The sequence below is a fragment of the Promicromonospora sp. NPDC057138 genome (genome assembly GCF_042670845.1).
Taxonomy (GTDB): domain Bacteria; phylum Actinomycetota; class Actinomycetes; order Actinomycetales; family Cellulomonadaceae; genus Promicromonospora.
Window position 1 is genome coordinate 1 of record NZ_JBHUUX010000090.1, and the last position, 18,649, is coordinate 18,649.

Genomic DNA, 18,649 nt, shown 5'->3' on the forward strand with positions numbered 1-18,649 from the left:
CTCCCTGGCGAAACCAGGGAGACTCGGACAGGCGCTCTACTTCGCGGAACGCTCTACCGGGTCAGAAGCCGCTGTAGTTCGGCGACTCGACGGTCATCTGCACGTCGTGCGGGTGGCTCTCCTTGAGCGACGCCGACGTGATGCGGATGAACTTGCCGCCCGCCTGCAGCTCCGGGACCGTCCGCGCACCGGTGTAGAACATCGTCTGGTGCAGACCACCGATGAGCTGATGGGCCACGGTGGACAGCGGCCCCTTGTAGGCGACCTGGCCCTCGATGCCCTCGGGCACGATCTTGTCGTCGCTCGTGACCTCGGCCTGGAAGTACCGGTCCTTCGAGTACGACTTCTTGCCGCGCGAGGACATGGCGCCCATCGAGCCCATGCCGCGGTACGTCTTGAACTGCTTGCCGCCCACCAGCACCAGGTCGCCCGGCGTCTCCTCGCAGCCCGCGAACAGCGAGCCCAGCATCACGGTGTCGGCGCCCGCCACGATGGCCTTGCCGATCTCGCCGGAGTGCTTGAGGCCGCCGTCGGCGATGACGGGAACCCCGGCCGGCTTGCAGGCCAGCGACGCCTCGTAGACGGCGGTGATCTGCGGTACGCCGACGCCGGTCACGATGCGGGTGGTGCAGATCGAGCCCGGCCCGACGCCGACCTTCACGGCGTCCGCCCCGGCGTCGACGAAGGCCTGGGCGCCCTGACGGGTGGCGACGTTGCCGCCGATCACCTGGACGTCCTTCGTGGCCGGGTCGGTCTTGAGACGCTTGACCATGTCGATCAGCATGCGGACGTTGCCGTGCGCGGTGTCGGCGACGAGCACGTCCACGCCGGCTTCGATCAGGGCGGTCGCCCGCTGCCACGCGTCACCGAAGTAGCCGATCGCCGCGCCCACCATGAGGCGGCCCTGGCCGTCCTTGGACGAGTCGGGGAACTGCTCGGACTTCACGAAGTCCTTGACGGTGATCAGGCCGGTGATGCGGCCGTCCGGGTCGATCAGCGGGAGGCGCTCGAGCTTGTGCTTGCGCAGCAGCAGCGTGGCGTCGTCGCGCGCGATGCCGGACGGGCCGGTGATCAGCGGCTGCGGCGTCATCACCTCGTCCACCTTGGTGGTGGCCCACTCGGCGACGGGCGTGAAGCGCAGGTCGCGGTTGGTGACCATGCCGATCAGCTTGTTCTCGGCGTCGACGACGGGGAAGCCGGAGATCCGGAACTGGCCCGCGAGGGTGTCGAGCTCCTCGAGCGTGGCGTCCGGGCCGATCGTGACGGGGTTCGTGATGATGCCCGTCTGCGTCCGCTTCACCAGGTCGACCTGGTAGGCCTGGTCCTCGATGGAGAGGTTGCGGTGCAGCACACCGAGGCCACCCTGGCGCGCCATGGCGATCGCCATGGCGGACTCGGTGACCGTGTCCATCGCCGCGGACAGCAGCGGAATCTTGAGCGAGATCTCGCGCGTCAGGCGAGACGTCGTGTCGATGTCCGACGGCGCCAGGTCGGAGTAACCCGGCAGCAGCAGGACGTCGTCATAGGTGAGCCCGAGGAAACCGAACGGGTCGGCCGGCGAGGTCTGGTCCGTCATGAAGGCAGTCTACGGCCCGGGCCGCCGCAGATCCTGGCCGGGCCGTGGTACCGGCCCGAGGCGTGCGTCACCTCGCCTTGATGACGGCAAGCACCTCGTGCAGCAGGCCGGTGAACGAGCGCACCCGCTGCACCGTGGGCCCGAACGGCAGGTCCGTCGCCGCGGCGTCGGCCCGCAGGCCCACGAAGATCGGCAGCTCGGGATAGCTCTCGTTCACCGCGTGCACGACGTCGAGGTCCGGCTTGTTCTGCGTGGTGGCCAGCACCACCGCCGTCGGGCGGACCATCGTCACCAGCTCGACCGAGCGGTGGGTGCTCGCGGGGCCCGTGACGATCCGCGCCATCGAGCCCTGCGCGGCCAGCGCCGCGGCGAGCGCGTGCGCCGACAGCGGCACCACCTCGTCGGGGGCGGCGAACACCAGGACGATCTTGCGCATCCGGCTCGGGTGGTTGGCCGGCGGGCCGCCCGCCTCGACCATCACCCGCTCGAACTCCTCGGTGTAGTGGCGCAGCGCCCGCAGCGCGGCGGTCGCGAGCACCACCTCGGGCATCTCGCCCGGGCCGGCGAGGACAGTGCGCTCGGACAGCCGTAGCCAGGCCGGCTCCACGAGCTCGGTCCACCAGGTCGCGGGATCGCCCTCAGGGCCGAGCACCAGGAGGTTGTCACAGGCGGTTCTGCTGTAGGCCAGGGCGGCGTCGACCAGGGCGGACACCCTGCCGGACGTCGGGGCCGCGGCGGACGCCGACCGCGGGCCGGCCGCCGCGGGGGCATCGCCGCCCGTCGCTCCGCCGGGCAGGGCGCGCAGGCGGGCCCGCCCGCGCGGCTCCTCCGGCTGCTCGCCACCCGACCGCTCGCCGCCCGACGCCGGACCGGCCTCGACCGCCTGCTCGTCCGCCCCGTCCGGCGCCTCGACGGTGCCGAGGAACTTCTCCGCGAACTCCGGCTCGCCGGACTCCTCCTCCGACTCGTCCTCGACCTGCACGGCGGGCAGCGCGGGGGCGGTCCGGGCGGCGACCTCGAGCTCCGCCTCACTGGCCTCGACCGCGGCGCGAGCGGCGTCCACCGGCGCCACGCCCTCCAGCGTGAGCCGGCGCATCACGAGAAGCCGGGCGACGTCGTCCGGCGTGTAGCGGCGGTGCGATCCAGCCGTACGACCCGATGGGCCGAGCCCGTACCGGCGGTCCCACGTGCGAAGGGTGGCTGGCGCGACCCCGAGGCGTCTGGCTACCGCTGCGACGGCCAGTCCGGGGCTGGATGTACGTGACCCGCCCGAGTTCTGGGCAGGCCGCGAAGATGTCATGGACTCGATTCTGCCGACCTGGACCTCTCTGCGCCACTGCGAAACCCGGCGTGCCGCCGATCTTGGTGGAATTCGGTTCACATCGGAACAAAACCGGTCAGGGCTGACGCGCTTCGGCTGAACCGCTTCGGGCAACTTGACTCGAAACTGCCCCTTGAACAACTTCTGCACAACTTGTAGGTTGTTCGGCATGACGGAGATCTCGAGGCTTCCCGGTCCGGTAATGGAACTGTGGGAATGGCAGTACCAGGGCGCATGCCGCGACGCGGACGACACGCTGTTCTTTCACCCCGAGGGCGAGCGTGGGTCGACCCGCCGCAGGCGTGCCGAGGCCGCGAAGGCGATCTGCCGCTCCTGCCCCGTGATGATGCAGTGCCGCGAGCAGTCGCTCCGCGTGCGCGAGCCGTACGGCGTCTGGGGCGGGCTCAGCGAGGACGAGCGGTCGGCCATCCTCGCGGGCAAGTCCGTCTCGGCCTGATCCTGATCTCCCACGCCACCTGATCTCCCCCGCCGGAAGCGGGAACGGCAAGGGCCCCGCACCTTTCGGTGCGGGGCCCTCGTCATCTCCTGGCGTGGGCTGGGGTCAGCTCACGACCACGGCGAGGACGTCGCGGGCCGAGAGCACCAGGTACTCCTCGCCCGCGTACTTGACCTCGGTGCCGCCGTACTTGGAGTAGATCACCTTGTCACCGACGGCGACGTCCAGCGGCACACGGTTGCCGTTGTCGTCGATGCGGCCCTGGCCAACGGCCAGAACCTCGCCCTCCTGGGGCTTCTCCTTGGCGGTGTCCGGGATGACCAGGCCGGAAGCGGTCGTGGTCTCGGCTTCGAGAGCCTTGACGACGATCCGGTCCTCGAGCGGCTTGATGGGGACCGACACGTCGGACCTCCTCTTTCATGAGCGGATCGAGAGATCTGCTTCGTGGTGGACTTAAGGGGCTCGAACGTTCGACGGTCCGCCGTCGTCGCGGGTGCCGGCGGGCACGAACGTCTGGATCCCCCGTCGCGGGCCCCGGGGACCGGGTTCCGCGGCGGTGGACAACCCCAAATCTAGGTCGGCGCTAGCACTCGGTCAAGGCGAGTGCCAATCGCGTGAACCTGCTCACGCCCCGCGCGACCGATCGGCGGCCCGCACACCGGAATCTCGCCATCTCTGCGACAAGGTTGCGTCGAGTCACTCGTCACGACCAGGACGAACGTGGAAAGATCTTCCCATGGATGCGGCGATTCTGAGCAAACTGCTCAGCCCAGACGGCTGGGCCCTGCTTGGCGCCCTGCCGCCCTATGACGAGCGGCACGCGATGAAGACCGTGACGACCCTACGCGCCAAGGGCATCGCGCCGGACCTCGCGGCCGCCGTGGTGACCCAGTCCCGGCTGCGCGCGCGGGCCCGGTCCAAGTTCGGCGACTTCGCCGACGGGATGCTCTTCACCGCGGACGGCCTGGAGCAGGCCACCCGGCTCCTCGTCGCGGCACTGCACGCCCGGCGCTACCTGGACGCGGGAGTCACCGCGCTCGCCGACCTGACCTGCGGCATCGGCGCCGACTCCCTGGCTTTTGCCGGGACCGGGCTCCGCGTCGTGGCGACCGACCTCGACGAGTGCACGGCCGCCATCGCGCAGTGGAACCTGCGTCACTTCCCCGAGGCCGACGTGCGGCACACCGACGGCCTCTCGCTCGACCTGCGCGCCGAGGGCGTCGAGGGCGTCTACGCCGACCCCGCGCGCCGGGTGAGCGGCGGCTCGGGCGGCCGCAGCCGCCGGGTCTTCGACCCGCGCGCCTACGAACCCCCGCTCGACGCCGTGTGGGCGCTGCGCGAGACGGTGCCCGCCGTCGGCATCAAGGTGGGCCCGGGCATCGCGCACGACGGGCTGCCCGCCGACGCCGAGACGCAGTGGGTCTCCGTCAACGGCGACGTGGTCGAGGCCGGCCTCTGGTTCGGCCCGCTCGCGCCCGACGGCCCCGGCCGCTCGGCGCTCTTGCTGCGTACCTTCACCGACGACGACGGCAAGGAGCACACGCTCAGCCGCGCCGTGCGGGGCGACGACGTCACGCCCGACGTCGGCGCCGTCGGGCAGTATCTCTACGAGCCCGACGGGGCGGTCATCCGTGCGGGCCTGGTGGGCCAGGCCGCCGCCGAGCTCGGCGGGCGGCTGGTCGACCCGACCATCGCGTACGTCACCACCGACGACCCCGCCGACCTGCCGCCGGCCCGTCCGGCGGAGACGGCCGGGGCGCAGGCCCCGATCGCCACCGGCTACCGCGTGCTCGACACCATGCCGTTCGGTCTGAAGCGCCTCAAGTCGTACCTGCGGGACCGGAACGTCGGGCGCATCACCATCAAGAAGCGAGGCACCGCCGTGGTGCCTGAACAACTTCGCAAGCAGCTCGTGCTCACCGGGACCGAGGAGGCGACGATCGTGCTCACACGCGTGGCAGGCAACCAACAGGTGCTCGTCGTCGAACCACTGGGAGCCGCATGAGCTCGCCTGCCCGGCTCGGCTTCGGCGAATCCCCACGTTCCACGGTTGGTCTCGAGTGGGAGATCGGGCTCGTCGAGTCCGGTAGCGCCAATCTTTCCCAGCTGGGACCGGAGGTGCTCGACGCGCTCGCGCGCGGCGCCGCCGTCGGCCCGTCGGAGAGCCCGCCGGACGGCGTGACGGGCTACCCCCCGCACGTGACCGGCGAGTTCATGAGGAACACCGTCGAGCTGGTCACCGGCGTCTGCCGGACCGTGGCCGGCGCGGGCGCGGACCTGACCCGCCTCCTCGACCGTGTGCGGGCCGTGACCGACCCCATGGGCCTCGACCTCATGGGCGGCGGGACGCACCCGTTCGCGCGGGCTGCCGACCAGATCGTGGGCGACAAGGAGCGCTATGCCCGCATCCGGGAGCGCACGGGCGTCTGGGGCGCTCAGCTGATCATCTGGGGGCTGCACGTCCACGTCGGCGTCGAGCACCGGGACAAGGCGCTGCCGCTCATGCGCGCGATGCTCACCTACTTCCCGCACCTGCAGGCGCTGTCGGCCGGGTCCCCGTACTGGGCCGGCGAGCACACGGGGTTCGCGTCCAACCGGTCGCTGCTGTTCCAGCAGATCCCGAGCTCCGGGCTGCCGGTCGCATTCGAGACCTGGCAGGAGCTGGAGGCGTACGCGGGCGACATGCTGCACGTCGGTGCTGTCGAGGCGTTCAACGAGGTGCACTGGGACATCCGCCCCTCGCCGAAGTTCGGCACGCTCGAGGTCCGGGTGTGCGACGGCCCCACCAACCTGAAGGAGGCCCTCACGCTGGCGGCGGTCGTGCACTGCCTCGTGGAGCACCTGTCCACGCAGCTCGACCAGGGCCGGACCCTGCCGGAGCTGCCGCCGTGGTTCGTGGAGGAGAACAAGTTCCGCTCGGCGCGCTACGGGCTCGACGCCACGGTGATCCTGGACGCCGACGGCAACCAGGGGCCGATCGCCGACTCGATAGCCAAGCTGCTGGTCGAGCTGGAGCCCGTCGCGCAGCGGCTCGGCTGCGCCGCGGAGCTGGCCGGAGTGCGGGACATCGTCCGCGGCGGGGCCTCGTACCAGCGGCAGCAGGCGGTGGCTGCGGCGCACGACGGCGACCTGGTGCCGGTCGTGCGCGCGATGGTGGAGGAGATGCGCAGGGGCAACCCCCTCTGACCGGGGCGTCAGATGACCTGGGCGGCGTCGTCGAAGTTCAGGCGCGGGGCGCGCGGCCGGGTGGTGTCGGCACCCTCGGCCGCACTGACGTTGATGACGAGGAAGCTCTTCCAGCCGTTCTCGGCGAAGAACTCGGCGTCGATCCCGTCGTAGATCCCGTGCATCGGGCCGGCCGACAGGCCCGCGGCGCGCAGGCCCACGATCAGATAGCCCGCCTGCAGCAGGGCGTTGGTGCGCGCGGCGCCGGCCCGCGCTTCGTCGTCGGCCGCGAAGTAGTCGCGAGCGCCCGGCATGTGCGGAACCAGGACGTCGAGGCGCTCGTGGAAGTCGGGGTCGTACGCGAGCACGAGGGTGACCGGCGCGTTGGCGACGCGTTCCTGGTTGCCCTCGGGCATGGTGGCGACGAGGCGCTGCCGGGCCTCCGGCGTGCGGACGACCAGCATGCGCAGCGGGCTGACGTTCATCGAGGTCGGGCCCCACTTGATGAGGTCGTACACGGCGGCGAGCTGCTCGTCGGTCACCTCGGACTCGGCGAAGGTCGTCACGGTGCGCGCCGTGCGGAACAGGCGGTCGGCTGTCGCGTCGTCGATGGCGAGGTGCGAAGCCTCAAGAGTCTCAGTCATGCCGTCGTCAACAAGATCGCCCCAGGCGATAGTTCAAAATACAACTATGAGGCTGGACACAGCCCCGTCCCCCCAACCGGCCGCACTACGGACCAACTACGATGGACGCATGGCAGAACCTCTGGTCCTCGGTATCGAGACCTCCTGCGACGAGACGGGTGTCGCGCTGGTCCGCGGAAACGAGCTCCTGGTCGACGCCGTCGCCAGCTCGATGGAGGAGCACGCCCGCTACGGCGGCATCATTCCCGAGGTCGCCAGCCGCGCCCACCTCGAGGCGATGGTCCCCACGATCCAGAAGGCGCTCGGCGACGCCGACGTCGACCTGTCCGAGGTCGACGCGATCGCCGTGACCGCCGGACCCGGCCTGGTGGGGCCGCTCACCATCGGCGCCTCTGCCGCCAAGGCCCTGTCGATTGGCCTGAACAAGCCGCTGTACGGCGTGAACCACGTGATCGGGCACGCGTGCGTGGACCAGCTCGTGGACGGCCCCCTCCCGGAACGGGCGATGGCGCTCGTGGTCAGCGGCGGCCACAGCTCGCTGCTGATGGTCGACGACATCGCCACGGACGTCACGGAGCTCGGCTCCACCCTGGACGACGCCGCCGGCGAGGCCTTCGACAAGGTCGGCCGCCTGCTCGGCCTGCCCTACCCCGGCGGCCCGCACATCGACCGGCTCGCGCGCGAGGGCGACCCCTCGGCCATCCGCTTCCCGCGCGGCCTCACCGCCGCGAAGGACCAGGCGAAGCACGCCTACGACTTCTCGTTCTCCGGCCTCAAGACGGCGGTGGCCCGCTGGGTCGAGGCCCGCACCGACGCCGGGCAGGCCATCCCGGTGCACGACGTCGCGGCGTCGTTCGCCGAGGCCGTCGCCGACGTCCTCACCGCCAAGACCATCGCCGCGTGCCACAAGCACGGCGTCGACACACTGGTGATCGGCGGCGGGTTCTCGGCCAACAGCCAGCTCCGCGAGATGGCGGCCAAGCGCTGCGCCGAGGCCGGGATCGACCTGCGCATCCCGCCCATCCGCTACTGCACCGACAACGGCGCGATGATCGCGGCGCTGGGTTCCGCCGTCGTGCGCGCCGGGGTGGCGCCGAGCAGCCTGGACATCCCGGTGGACTCGTCGATGCCGCTGACGACGATCACCGTCTGACGGCCTCGGTCACGCCCCCCGTCGCGACCTCGCGCGCCGGGTCGTTCGACCACTGCGACCACGAGCCCGGGTAGAGCGCCGCATCGACGCCGGCGACGGCGAGCGCGGCTACCTCGTGGGACGCCGTGACACCCGAGCCGCAGTACACGCCGACGACGAGCGAGGCGACGTCGTCGCCGGTCGAGCCGGCCTCACCGCTGGTCGAGCCTGCCCCACCGCTGGTCGAGCCGGCCCCACCGCTGGTCGAGCCTGTCGAGACCCCCAGCCCACCGAACCGCCGCCTCAGGTCCGCCGTCGGCAGGAACCGCCCGTCCACCCGCAGGTTCTCGGTGGTCGGCGCGCTGGCCGCACCCGGGATGTGCCCGGCCTGCGGGTCGACCGGCTCCACCTCGCCGCGGTAGCGCTCGGCGGCACGGGCGTCCAGGAGCACGCCGTCACCGTCGGCCAGGGCGGCCGCCTCGTCCGCGTCCAGGACGGGCATGCCGCCCGGCCGCACGACGACGTCGCCCGGCTCCGGCATGACGTCGCCCGGTTCCAGGGCGAGCCCCCGCGCGGTCCAGGCGGCGAGGCCGCCGTCGAGGATGCGTACGTCCGGCACCCCGAAATACCGCAGGAGCCACCAGGCGCGGGCTGCCGACGTCCCGCCGACGGAGTCGTAGACGACGACGCGCGAGTCACCCGAGACGCCCCAGCGGCGCGCGGCCTGCTGGAACGCCGACGCCGAGGGCAGCGGGTGCCTCCCGGCAGCGGACGACGCGGGCGCCGCGAGCTCGGTCTCCAGGTCGACGTACACGGCGCCCGGGACGTGGCCGGCGCGGTACTGGTCGTGTCCGTCGGTCATACCGAGCGCCCACCGGACGTCGAGCACGACGGGACGCCCCTCGGCAGGGTCCGCTCCCCCGCCGAGCTGGAGGTCGGCGGCGAGCGCCGTGACATCGACCAGAACTCGTTCTCTCATGCTGCAGTACCTCTCATCATCAGCGACCAATTCATATCGTCGGCCCCGCTAAACCTACTAATCCAGGGCTCGGATTAGCACGTTTAGGAGGTTCGAGTAGGTAGTTTCGGGCGACCTCAGGCCGCACCCGCCTCGTCGTCCGGGTCGTCCGGAGTGGCCGGCGCGTCCTGGACGGCCTCCGCCTCGGCGAGCTCCAGGCGCATCGTGTACGCGTCCTTGTCCTCCGGCTGGTAATAGCGCTTCCGGACGCCGAGGATCTGGAACCCGAACTCCGCGTACAGCGCGATCGCGGCGTCGTTGTCGACCCGCACCTCCAGGAGCACCGCCTCGGCCTTGAGCTTGCGGGAGCGCTCGATCAGCGCGGTCAGGAGCTGCCTGCCCACGCCGTGCCGCTGACAGTGCGGGTCGACGCCGATGGTCATGACCTGCGTGACGTCGCCGTCGAACCACAGGCCCGCGTAGCCGATGACGGGCTGCGGGCCGGCGGCGTCGAGGCGCTCCGGCTCCGCCACGATGTACCAGCGGCCGAGACCGGCGAGCTCGTCGGCGAGCATCCCGTACGTCCAGGCGCCCCGACCGAACAGCAGGCGCTCCAGCTCCAGCACGTGGTCGAAGTCGGCGTTGCGCAGCGGGCGGAGCCGCACCTCGCTGATCACGCGGCACCCCCGGCCGAAGCGGAGGTGGCGCCCGGCCCTGCGGTCGATCCAGCACCTGCAGTCGAACCCGCGCCAGAGGTCGAACCAGCGCCGGCCCGAGCCGGCTCGTGCACGTCCGGGCGCCGCAGGTACAGCGGCTCGGACGGCTGGTCCGCGCCCGCGGCGCGGCGGACGAGCGCCAGCCGGGCCAGGACCGTCGCGTCGGGGACGAGGGGGGCGTCGTCGGCCACGGGAAGGAACTCGGGGTAAAGCATCGCGCCCTCGCCGATCACGACGGGCAGCTGCCCAGCGGCCGCGTCGGGCGGCGCGAGCTGGGCCTGCGCGACGAACCCGGCCCGGTCGACGTCGGGCCCCGCGAGCAGCTCGACCACCGGGAGGCCGTGCGGGCCCTCGTGCGCGACCACGCGGTAGCGCGCCCAGTAGACCTCCTTGCGGCGGGCGTCGGACGTCGCCAGGATCTCGGCGCCCGGGCGCAGCCCGAGGTCGCTGACTGCCTGGACGGCCAGCGCGTCGAGGCTGGGCACGCCCAGCACGGGGACGCCGAGCGTGAGCGCGAGCGTCCGGGCCGTGACCAGCCCGACACGGAGGCCCGTGAACGGGGCAGGCCCCGTCCCGGCGACGACGGCGGTCAGGTCGGCGCGGTCGATCCCCGCCTCGGCGAGGACCTCGGTGATCAGGGGCGCGAGCGACTCGGCGTGCCGGCGACGCTCGTCCGAGGTGCGGGACGCTAGGCGCGCACCGTCCTCGTCGACGAGCGAGACGGCGACGGAAGCGGAGGTATCGAGAGCAAGAACGGCCACGCGGCCAGCCTAGTTCGCCAGGCGGCGCAGCCGGGACCCCAGGTCCACACCGGACCAGCGCGGCCCGACGGCGTGGATGGTCGCCTTGCGCGTCCCCGCCTCCGGGTCCTCCTCGACGGCGACGCCGGGGTCGAACGACGGCGCACCCCGCGGGCGTTCCAGGTCGATCTCCAGGCGGTCGTCCGCGAGCGCCTCGGCCAGGCCGCGCCCCCACTCGACGATGGTGATCGAGTCCTCGAGGGACGAGTCGAGGTCGAGCGCGTCGAGCTCGCTCAGCCCGCCGAGCCGGTAGGCGTCCACGTGCACGAGGCCGGGGCCGCGCGTGCCGTCGGGACGCGGCAGCGCGGGGTGCTCGCGCGCCACGATGAACGTGGGTGAGGCGACCTGGCCGCGGACGTTCAGCGCCGCCCCGATCCCCTGGGTGAGGGTCGTCTTGCCGGCACCGAGGTCGCCGGTGAGGATCACCAGGTCCCCGGCGCGCAGCACCTCGGCGAGGACGCCGCCGAGGGCGCGCGTCGTATCGGCGTCGGGCAGCTCCAGCGTCACTACCTCCGACGTCGCGATGTCGCCCTGTCCTCTCATCGTTGTCCTCTCATCGTTCCGCTCACACGGTCTCCTTTCCTGCCGTGCCCACGTACACGCGGGGCACGCGCGCCCCGAGGCGCGTCACGATCTCATAGCTGATGGTGCCGGCGGCCAGCGCCCAGTCCTGTGCGTTGGGCGCGCCGGCGCGGGCCAGCCCGTCGGACGCCCCGAACAGGGTGACGACGTCGCCGGCCTGCTCCGACGCGTACGGGCCGAGGTCGATCATGACCTGGTCCATGCACACCCGCCCGGCGATCCGCAGCACGCGGGCGGTGCCGCGGCCGGTGCCAGGTGCCGCGACGTCGTCCACCCCGCCGCCGACGAGGACGGGGCCGCCCGGGCCGAGCGAGCCCCCGGATGCGTGGCGCGGGATCCCGTCCCCGTACCCGAGCGGGATCACGCCGAGCACCGTGTCCTGGGACGTGGTGTAGAAGTGGCCGTAGGAGACCCCGTGGCCGGCGGGTACCCGTTTGACCGTGGCGAGCCGCGCCTCCAGCGTCATCGCCGGCCGCAGCCCGTAGTCGCCCGGCGCGCCGAGCTGCGGGACGGGCGAGAGCCCGAAGACGGCGATCCCGGGGCGCACCAGGTCGTAGTGCGCGGCGGGGTTGGTCAGGGTCGCCGCGGAGTTGGCGATGTGCCGCACCTCGATCGCCATGCCGGCCGCCTCGACTGCACGGATCGCGTCCTCGAAGGCGTGGATCTGCATCTTCACCGACGGGTCGTCCGGCTCGTCGGCGAGCGCGAAGTGCGACATGACGCCGACGACCGCCAGCGCGCCCTCGGCCTGCAGCGCCGCGGCCCGGTCGAGCACGGCCGGCAGGTCGTCCGGCATGAGGCCGTTGCGGCCCAGGCCGGTCTCGACCTTGAGGTGCACGCGGGCCGGGCGGCCTGCCGCGCGGGCGCCGTCAGCCACCTCGTCGAGGGCCCAGGCGCCGGCAACCGCGACGTCGACGTCGTACCGGACCAGGTCCGCGAAGGGGGCGCCGGGCGCGTAGAGCCAGGTCAGGACCCGCGGTCCCGGCCCGACGGCGGCGCGGACCGCCAGCGCCTCGGCGCTCTGTGCCGCGCCGAGCCATGTCGCCCCGCCCGCGAGCGCCGCCCGGGCCGCCGGTGCCAGCCCGTGGCCGTACGCGTCGGCCTTGACGACGGCCATGACCTGGGCGGTCGCGGCGGTCGCCCGCAGGGCGCGCACGTTGTCGCGGATCGCGTCGAGATCGACGACCGCGCGTGCGGGATAGACGGGGGTGGTGCTCATCCCACCGATTCTTGCACCTGTCAGATCCCCACGAACGTGTCAGACCCTCAGGTCACTCGAGTGACCTGAGGGTCTGACAGCTACGGGGGCGTCTGACGGGTCCATTCGGCCAGGTCTCTCCGGGACTCGAAGCGGCGCAGGAGTCCGGACAGCGGGTCGGTCAGCTCGAGGGAGCGCGCCAGGAGCTGCAGGGGGCGGTCGAAGTCGTCGGGGTCGGTGTCGCGGAGCTCGGGCCAGAACGGGTCGTGCAGGATCGGCAGCCCGAGCGACGCCATGTGCAGGCGCAGCTGGTGGGTCTTGCCGGTGTGCGGTTCGAGTCGGTACAGGCCCAGGCCGCGCGCCTCGTCGGCGGCGACGAGGGTGATGAGCGACTCCGCGTTCGGCTCCCCCGGCACCTCCTCGGCGCGGGTGACGCCGCGCCGCTTCACGATGCGGCTGCGGAGGGTGACGGGCTCGCCCAGGGCGACCCGGGCGGCGTCGGGCAGCAGATCGCCGCCCGACGGCGGGAGGCCGCCCGACCGCGCGCGACTGACCGACGGCGCCAGCGGCGCCACCGCCTCGTAGACCTTGCGCACCTGGCGGCGGGCGAACGCCTCCTGATAGGGGCCGCGCACCTCGGGCCGCACGGTGAAGACCAGCACGCCCGCCGTCCCGCGGTCGAGCCGGTGGGCCGGGGAGAGCTCGGGCAGGTCGAGGGCGGCCCGGAGCCGGACCAGGGCGGTCTGGCGCACCCAGCGCCCGCGCGGCATCGTCGCGAGGAAGTGCGGCTTGTCCACGACCAGCAGGTTCTCGTCGCGGTGCAGCACCTCCGGCTCGAACGGGATCTCGTCCTCGTGCGCGGGCGGGTCGCGGTACAGGTAGAGGAAGCCGCGCGGCTCGTACGGCGTCGTCGGCGTCAGCGGCGCGCCGTGGCCCGTGACGATCTCGCCCAGCGCGAGCTTCTCGCGCAGCCGGACCTCGTCGGCGCGGAACCGGTCCAGGAGGTAGTCGAGGGCGTACGGGAACCGCGCCACCACGTCGGGATCGTGCGGCAGCACGAGCCGGGTGGGGTTCAGCCCGTCCCGCACGGGCAGCGGGGGGCGGTGCTTGAGGGGACCGGTCCGGCGTCCGGTGCCCGACGGCGCATGGGTCACGCCGCCAACCTAACCCCGCCCGACCTGGGCCATCGCCCCGAAACATTCGTGCCAAAACCCGCCGCAGATGAAACAGGGATGCAACGCCCAGTCTTCATCCACCTAACGGCGCTCGCCTAGTTTTCGCAGGACGGCCGTGCGGTCGTACCGCACACGACCTCGGAGGACGCATGAAGGCCCTGAAGAACCCAGCCCTGCAGATCGGCATAGCGGCGATCGCCGGAATCGCCTTCGGGCTCGTCGCCGGCGACTGGGCGAGCAACCTGAAGTTCGTCGGCGACCTCTTCATCCGGCTCATCCAGATGTCGATAGTGCCGCTCGTCATGGCCTCGGTGATCGTCGCGACGGGCTCCATGAGCGGCCAGGGCGCCGGCAAGCTCGCGCTGCGGACGTTCGGCTGGATGATCTCGTTCTCCGTCGTCGCGGCGCTGCTCGCCTGGGGCCTGAGCGAGCTCATCCGGCCCGGGGCCGGGATGGTGTTCACGGGCGAGCTCGACCCCGCGCTGACCCCGCCGGAGCCGACGAGCTGGCAGGACACGGTGCTCGGTTTCGTCTCGACGAACATCTTCGAGGCGATGTCGACGGCGAACATGGTGCCGATCATCGTCTTCTCGCTGCTGTTCGGCGCCGCGCTCAACCTCTACATCGCCCGGACCGGCAGCCGGCTCGTGCTCGGGTTCTTCGACCAGCTCCAGCAGATCGTCCTGACGATGATCAGGCTCGTCATGTACATCGCGCCCGTCGGCGTGTTCTGCCTGCTGGCGGCGCTCGCGGGAGACGTGGGGTTCGCCGTCGTGACGACGGCGCTGAGCTACCTCGGCACGACGCTGCTGGGCGTCGTCATCCTCCTGGTCCTGTTCGTCGCCGTCGTGGCGCTACGCACGCGGTTGAGCCCGTGGAAGCTGCCGCGCAAGCTCGCGGAGCAGACGGCGATAGCGGTCACGACGACGAGCTCGGCCGTCACGTTCCCGACCGTGCTGCGCAACGCCGTCGAGAAGGTCGGCATCAGCAAGCGCGTGGCGAGCTTCACGCTGTCCGTCGGCCTGACGATGGGCTCCTACGGGGCCGTCCTCAACTACACCATCGTCGTGCTGTTCCTCGCTCAGGCGGGCGACGTCACGCTGTCGCCGGGGCAGCTCGTCCTGGGGATGGGGCTCGCCGTGCTGCTCAACATGGGCACCATCACGGTGCCGGGCGGGTTCCCCGTCGTCGCGATGTTCCTCGCCACGTCGCTCGGGCTACCGTTCGAGGCGGTGGGGCTGCTCATCGCGGTGGACTGGTTCACGGGCATCTTCCGGACGTTCCTCAACGTCAACGGCGACACGTTCGTCGCGATGCTCGTCGCGAGCGCGAGCGACGAGATCGACCGCGACGTCTACGACGATCGGAAGGTCGCGGCGGCGAGCGAGGACTCCACCACACCCGAGGAAGACGCCTCCACGCCGGAGGACGAGGCGAACGCCGAAGCCGCAGCGGTGAAGGAAACCGCCTGAACCTTGCAGTGAGTGCAAAAAAGGTGGACGATGCGGGGATGGGCCTTTACGACATTCCGTTCCACACGATGGACGGCACCGAGATCTCGCTGGCTGAGCACAAGGACGACGTGGTGCTCGTTGTGAACGTGGCCTCGCGGTGCGGCCTGACGCCGCAGTACGAGACCCTGGAGAAGCTGCACAAGGAGTACCAGGACCGAGGGTTCACGGTGCTGGGTTTCCCCAGCAACCAGTTCCTGCAGGAGCTCAGCTCGAACGAGAAGATCGCCGAGTTCTGCTCCATGACGTACGGCGTCACGTTCCCCGTGCTCGACAAGGTCAAGGTGAACGGGCGGCAGGCGCACCCGCTCTACGCCGAGCTCAAGAAGACCGAGGACGCGGAAGGCTACTCGGGCAAGATCCGCTGGAACTTCGAGAAGTTCCTGGTCCTGCCCGGCGGCGACGTGCGCCGGTACGCACCGAAGACCCTGCCGGACGACCCGGCGATCGTCGGGGAGATCGAGGCGCACCTGCCCCGCTGAGATCCGGGCCGCCGCTTCGGCGGCGACCAGGGTCCGGCGACACGGGCTCCGACGCCTGAGGCCCCGGCAGCAGCCGGGGCCTCAGCCGTCGGAGTTTTCGCCCGGTCGGATCGGACGGCCCGGCCCGCCCCGAGCTCGGGTGCCCGGAGCACCCGGGGGGCCTACGCTGGTGCCCATGGACGCGAACCGGTTTCGGCAGGCGACGCCCGAGGACGCGCAGGCGCTCCTCGACGTCGAGCGCGCCGCCGGGATCGCGGCCCTCGGCCACATCTTCCCGCCGGGCATGTACCCCTTCCCGACCGACGAGGTCCGGGCCAAGTGGGAGGCCGCGCTCACCGAGCCGGGGGTCCGCGTGCTCGTCCTGGACGACGACGCCGCCGGCTCCCGGCTGGCCTGCTTCGTCGCGCACGACGAGCGGCTGCTGCGACACCTGGCGGTGCACCCGTCCCGCTGGGGCGCCGGCCTGGCCCGCGCCGCCATGGACGCGGCGGTCGCCGAGATGCGCGACCCCCGCCTCTGGTGCCTCGCCGACAACGACCAGGCGATCGGCTTCTACGAGCACCTCGGCTGGCGCCGCACGGGCCGCACTCTGCCGTCCGAGTACCCGCCGTTCCCGGAGCAGGTCGAGATGGTCATCCCCCGGGACTGACACCCCTCCCCCGACCCGGAGGATATCGGCTGGTGAGCGGGGGATTCCCGGGGATAGCTTCGCCGCATGACGTTCGACGAGGAGATTGCCGAGGGGCTGGCCGTCCCGACCGATGGCTGGGACTTCTCCTGGTTCGCGGGCCGGGCCACCGAGGAGCGCCCGGGCTGGGGCTACGTGCGGCTGTGCGGCGAGCGCCTGGGCCGGGCCGACGCGGTGCTCGACGTCGACACGGGCGGCGGCGAGGTCTTCGCGGAGGCGCTGGGCCTGGCCTCGCGGGTGCCCGGCGTCGTGCGGGCCACCGAGGCCTGGGCGCCGAACCACGAGCTCGCCTCGGCGGCGCTGGAGCCGTTCGGCGGCGTGGTGACCCTGGTCGACGACGGCGCCGCCCCGATCCCCTTCGACGACGGCACGTTCGGCCTGGTCACGGGCCGCCACCCGGTCTCGTTCCCGTACGCCGAAGCGGCGCGGGTGCTGGCGCCCAGCGGCACGCTGCTGGTCCAGGAGGTCGGGGCCGGCTCCAACCGCGCGCTGTACGAGTTCCTCATGGGGCCGCAGGAGGACCGGGACGCCGAGTACCTGGACCAGGTCCGCGCCCAGGTGTCCGGCGTCGGCCTGGAACTGGTGCGGCTTCAGGACGCGCTGACGAAGGTCGAGTTCTTCGACCTGGCCGCGGTGGTGCACTTCCTGCGCAAGGTGCTGTGGACGGTGCCCGACTTCTCGGTCGAGAAGTACCAGGACCGGCTCCGCGACCTGCATGACCACATCGCGGAACACGGCTCGTTCGCCTGCCACAGCCGCCGCACGCTCGTGGAGGCGCGGAAGGCCTGAGCGGCCTCAGGGCGCCTGGGCCGGCTTCCCGTTCACGTCCTCGCGGGCCGACGGCGGGTCGGCGCGCTGCGCCGTCAGGTCGCGCGGCGTCAGGGTGAAGCCCTGCCAGTGCATCTCCATGGGGCTCTGGTCCTCGTCGCGCGCGACGTGGTGGAACCCGACGGCGACCCACGTGACGACGTCGGACAGCTCGGCCTCGTCCTGCGCGAAGTCGAGCACGCCCGACCCGCAAGTGCCCTCCTTGTTCGCCGTGGCGAAGAGCTGGCAGTCGTCCGACTCGGTGAACGCGATGGCGTAGCCGGCGTCGTCGCCGGCCTCGTGATGGTCGTCCTGGGTGAGCTCGAACGGCGTCGTCGCGCCCATCTCCACCTGATAGGAGATCTCGTGCCCGTCCTCGTTCAGCACGTCCGGGTTGACCACGCGCCACCAGCGCCGGTCCGCCGCCTGCGCGGTGCCCTCGCGCGTGATCGGCGTGAGCCCGCCCTCGACGAGCGGCGCCCGCGGCCCCTGCTCGCCGGTCGGCGCGGCGTCGTACTGCTCCACGGCCTGGCCGCCCCGGCCGCCGAGCGCCCAGTGCACCCGCCACACCGCGTTGTGCGAGTGGCTGGTGGCGTAGTCGGTGTCCCCGGGACCGACCGGCCAGCCGTGGGCCGGGTCGTCCCCGTAGTCCTCGGGCGAGAGGTCGCCGGTGGCGCCGAGGTCGGAGCGGATGCTGCCGTCGCCGCCGAACGTGTACTGGCTGACGTACTCGTACCAGCCGACCTTCGAGATCGTCGCGAGCCGCAGGTCCGTGCTGCGGGCCACCTCGGTCCCGCTGCCGTCCTCGCTGCGGTACGCGATGCCGCCGTCGACCACCTCCTGGCAGAGGACCGCGCGCCGCTCGCCGCCACCGCCCATCGAGCCGTCGCCGATCTTCGGCAGGTAGGTGTCGAGACGGCCGCCCAAGCACTCGGTGTCGGTGAGCGTCTTCATATGGCTGCCACCGAAGCCCTGGGTGGTGATGTCCTCGGTGTTGCGCAGGCCGGTGTCGTACGGCACCTCGAGCTGCCCGATCGACAGCTCGGCCAGCACCTGCACCGGCTCGTGCCCGGCGGGGACGAAGTGCACGTCCTCGAGCACGAGCCCCCGGCTCGCGTCCACCCGCCAGCACATGGTCCACGTGGAACCGCTGAGCAGCTCCTGCGTGATCGGTGCGTTCTCCGCGCAGTCCAGGTCGACGCCGCTCGACGTCGTCGACTGGTCGCCGCGCGGAGCGGGCGCTGCGGGTACTGCTTGCTCCACGACCAGGATCGCGGCCACGACGAGCGCGACGATGGCCGCCGCCGCGATGACCGTCGGAACCACCCTCCGTCTCGACGACAGGTCAGGCACGACTCCCCCTTAGATACATGCTTCCGGCCCTCCTGCGGGCCCTTCCCGCACAGGACCGGCCCGGTGCGACGACGTCGCACCGGG

The 18,649-nt window shown here is 72.0% G+C and carries 19 protein-coding genes; 8 read left to right on the plus strand and 11 right to left on the minus strand.

What is annotated here, in order from left to right; all coding sequences use genetic code 11:
* Positions 1-61 precede the first annotated feature (61 nt).
* A complete protein-coding gene (gene guaB, locus ACFT2C_RS27040) occupies positions 62-1,576 on the minus strand; it encodes an IMP dehydrogenase (RefSeq protein ID WP_377210190.1) in 1,515 nt (504 codons plus the stop codon).
* Between the two features lie 67 nt (positions 1,577-1,643).
* On the minus strand, positions 1,644-2,876 hold the full coding sequence (locus ACFT2C_RS27045) for a MerR family transcriptional regulator (protein ID WP_377210191.1): 1,233 nt from the start codon (positions 2,874-2,876) through the stop codon (positions 1,644-1,646).
* 190 nt (positions 2,877-3,066) lie between these two features.
* Here ACFT2C_RS27045 and ACFT2C_RS27050 point away from each other — a divergent pair, with 190 nt between their 5' ends.
* Positions 3,067-3,354, plus strand: a complete 288-nt coding sequence (locus ACFT2C_RS27050; protein WP_020016179.1) for a WhiB family transcriptional regulator — start codon at positions 3,067-3,069, stop codon at positions 3,352-3,354.
* Between the two features lie 105 nt (positions 3,355-3,459).
* Here the strand turns inward: ACFT2C_RS27050 and groES are convergent, their stop codons facing one another.
* On the minus strand, positions 3,460-3,756 hold the full coding sequence (groES, locus tag ACFT2C_RS27055) for a co-chaperone GroES (protein WP_253869104.1): 297 nt from the start codon (positions 3,754-3,756) through the stop codon (positions 3,460-3,462).
* Between the two features lie 334 nt (positions 3,757-4,090).
* On the opposite strand from groES, the gene ACFT2C_RS27060 reads away from it, so the two are divergent.
* Positions 4,091-5,359 carry an SAM-dependent methyltransferase gene (locus ACFT2C_RS27060; RefSeq protein ID WP_377210192.1) on the plus strand — a complete coding sequence of 423 codons (1,269 nt, stop codon included), beginning with the start codon at positions 4,091-4,093 and terminating at the stop codon, positions 5,357-5,359.
* Positions 5,356-6,540, plus strand: coding sequence for a glutamate--cysteine ligase (locus ACFT2C_RS27065; RefSeq protein WP_377210193.1), 1,185 nt, complete (start codon positions 5,356-5,358; stop codon positions 6,538-6,540). The genes ACFT2C_RS27060 and ACFT2C_RS27065 overlap by 4 nt, the downstream gene beginning before the upstream one ends.
* 8 nt (positions 6,541-6,548) lie before the next feature.
* Here the strand turns inward: ACFT2C_RS27065 and ACFT2C_RS27070 are convergent, their stop codons facing one another.
* Positions 6,549-7,163: a malonic semialdehyde reductase gene (locus ACFT2C_RS27070; RefSeq protein WP_377210194.1), complete on the minus strand. Its 615-nt coding sequence runs from the start codon at positions 7,161-7,163 to the stop codon at positions 6,549-6,551.
* A gap of 109 nt (positions 7,164-7,272) precedes the next feature.
* Here ACFT2C_RS27070 and tsaD point away from each other — a divergent pair, with 109 nt between their 5' ends.
* Positions 7,273-8,316, plus strand: a complete 1,044-nt coding sequence (tsaD, locus tag ACFT2C_RS27075) for a tRNA (adenosine(37)-N6)-threonylcarbamoyltransferase complex transferase subunit TsaD (RefSeq protein WP_377210195.1) — start codon at positions 7,273-7,275, stop codon at positions 8,314-8,316.
* Here the strand turns inward: tsaD and ACFT2C_RS27080 are convergent.
* The 6 genes from ACFT2C_RS27080 to ACFT2C_RS27105 form a co-directional block, all read right to left on the minus strand.
* Positions 8,306-9,274: a sulfurtransferase gene (locus tag ACFT2C_RS27080; RefSeq protein WP_377210196.1), complete on the minus strand. Its 969-nt coding sequence runs from the start codon at positions 9,272-9,274 to the stop codon at positions 8,306-8,308. The genes tsaD and ACFT2C_RS27080 overlap by 11 nt on opposite strands.
* A 116-nt stretch (positions 9,275-9,390) precedes the next feature.
* The gene (gene rimI / locus ACFT2C_RS27085) at positions 9,391-9,930 is read right to left on the minus strand and encodes a ribosomal protein S18-alanine N-acetyltransferase (protein ID WP_377210197.1); all 540 of its coding nucleotides are present in this window, start codon (positions 9,928-9,930) and stop codon (positions 9,391-9,393) included.
* Positions 9,927-10,730, minus strand: coding sequence for a tRNA (adenosine(37)-N6)-threonylcarbamoyltransferase complex dimerization subunit type 1 TsaB (tsaB, locus tag ACFT2C_RS27090; protein ID WP_377210198.1), 804 nt, complete (start codon positions 10,728-10,730; stop codon positions 9,927-9,929). The genes rimI and tsaB overlap by 4 nt, the downstream gene beginning before the upstream one ends.
* A gap of 9 nt (positions 10,731-10,739) precedes the next feature.
* Entirely contained in the window at positions 10,740-11,312 is a 573-nt protein-coding gene (gene tsaE / locus ACFT2C_RS27095; protein ID WP_377210199.1) for a tRNA (adenosine(37)-N6)-threonylcarbamoyltransferase complex ATPase subunit type 1 TsaE, read from the minus strand.
* A 22-nt stretch (positions 11,313-11,334) separates the two neighbouring features.
* Entirely contained in the window at positions 11,335-12,570 is a 1,236-nt protein-coding gene (alr, locus tag ACFT2C_RS27100) for an alanine racemase (protein ID WP_377210200.1), read from the minus strand.
* A gap of 80 nt (positions 12,571-12,650) precedes the next feature.
* The gene (locus ACFT2C_RS27105) at positions 12,651-13,703 is read right to left on the minus strand and encodes a pseudouridine synthase (RefSeq protein WP_377210201.1); all 1,053 of its coding nucleotides are present in this window, start codon (positions 13,701-13,703) and stop codon (positions 12,651-12,653) included.
* A gap of 170 nt (positions 13,704-13,873) precedes the next feature.
* Here ACFT2C_RS27105 and ACFT2C_RS27110 point away from each other — a divergent pair, with 170 nt between their 5' ends.
* The 4 genes from ACFT2C_RS27110 (at position 13,874) to ACFT2C_RS27125 (ending at position 17,194) form a co-directional block, all read left to right on the plus strand.
* Complete coding sequence (locus ACFT2C_RS27110) at positions 13,874-15,196, plus strand: dicarboxylate/amino acid:cation symporter (RefSeq protein WP_377210202.1); 1,323 nt, start codon at positions 13,874-13,876, stop codon at positions 15,194-15,196.
* A gap of 38 nt (positions 15,197-15,234) precedes the next feature.
* Complete coding sequence (locus tag ACFT2C_RS27115; RefSeq protein ID WP_377210203.1) at positions 15,235-15,717, plus strand: glutathione peroxidase; 483 nt, start codon at positions 15,235-15,237, stop codon at positions 15,715-15,717.
* Between the two features lie 175 nt (positions 15,718-15,892).
* Positions 15,893-16,366, plus strand: coding sequence for a GNAT family N-acetyltransferase (locus ACFT2C_RS27120; protein ID WP_377210204.1), 474 nt, complete (start codon positions 15,893-15,895; stop codon positions 16,364-16,366).
* Positions 16,367-16,432: 66 nt separating this feature from the next.
* The gene (locus tag ACFT2C_RS27125) at positions 16,433-17,194 is read left to right on the plus strand and encodes a class I SAM-dependent methyltransferase (protein WP_377210205.1); all 762 of its coding nucleotides are present in this window, start codon (positions 16,433-16,435) and stop codon (positions 17,192-17,194) included.
* 6 nt (positions 17,195-17,200) lie between these two features.
* On the opposite strand, the gene ACFT2C_RS27130 is transcribed toward ACFT2C_RS27125, so the two are convergent.
* Positions 17,201-18,538 carry a copper amine oxidase gene (locus ACFT2C_RS27130; protein ID WP_377210206.1) on the minus strand — a complete coding sequence of 446 codons (1,338 nt, stop codon included), beginning with the start codon at positions 18,536-18,538 and terminating at the stop codon, positions 17,201-17,203.
* Positions 18,539-18,649: the final 111 nt, after the last annotated feature.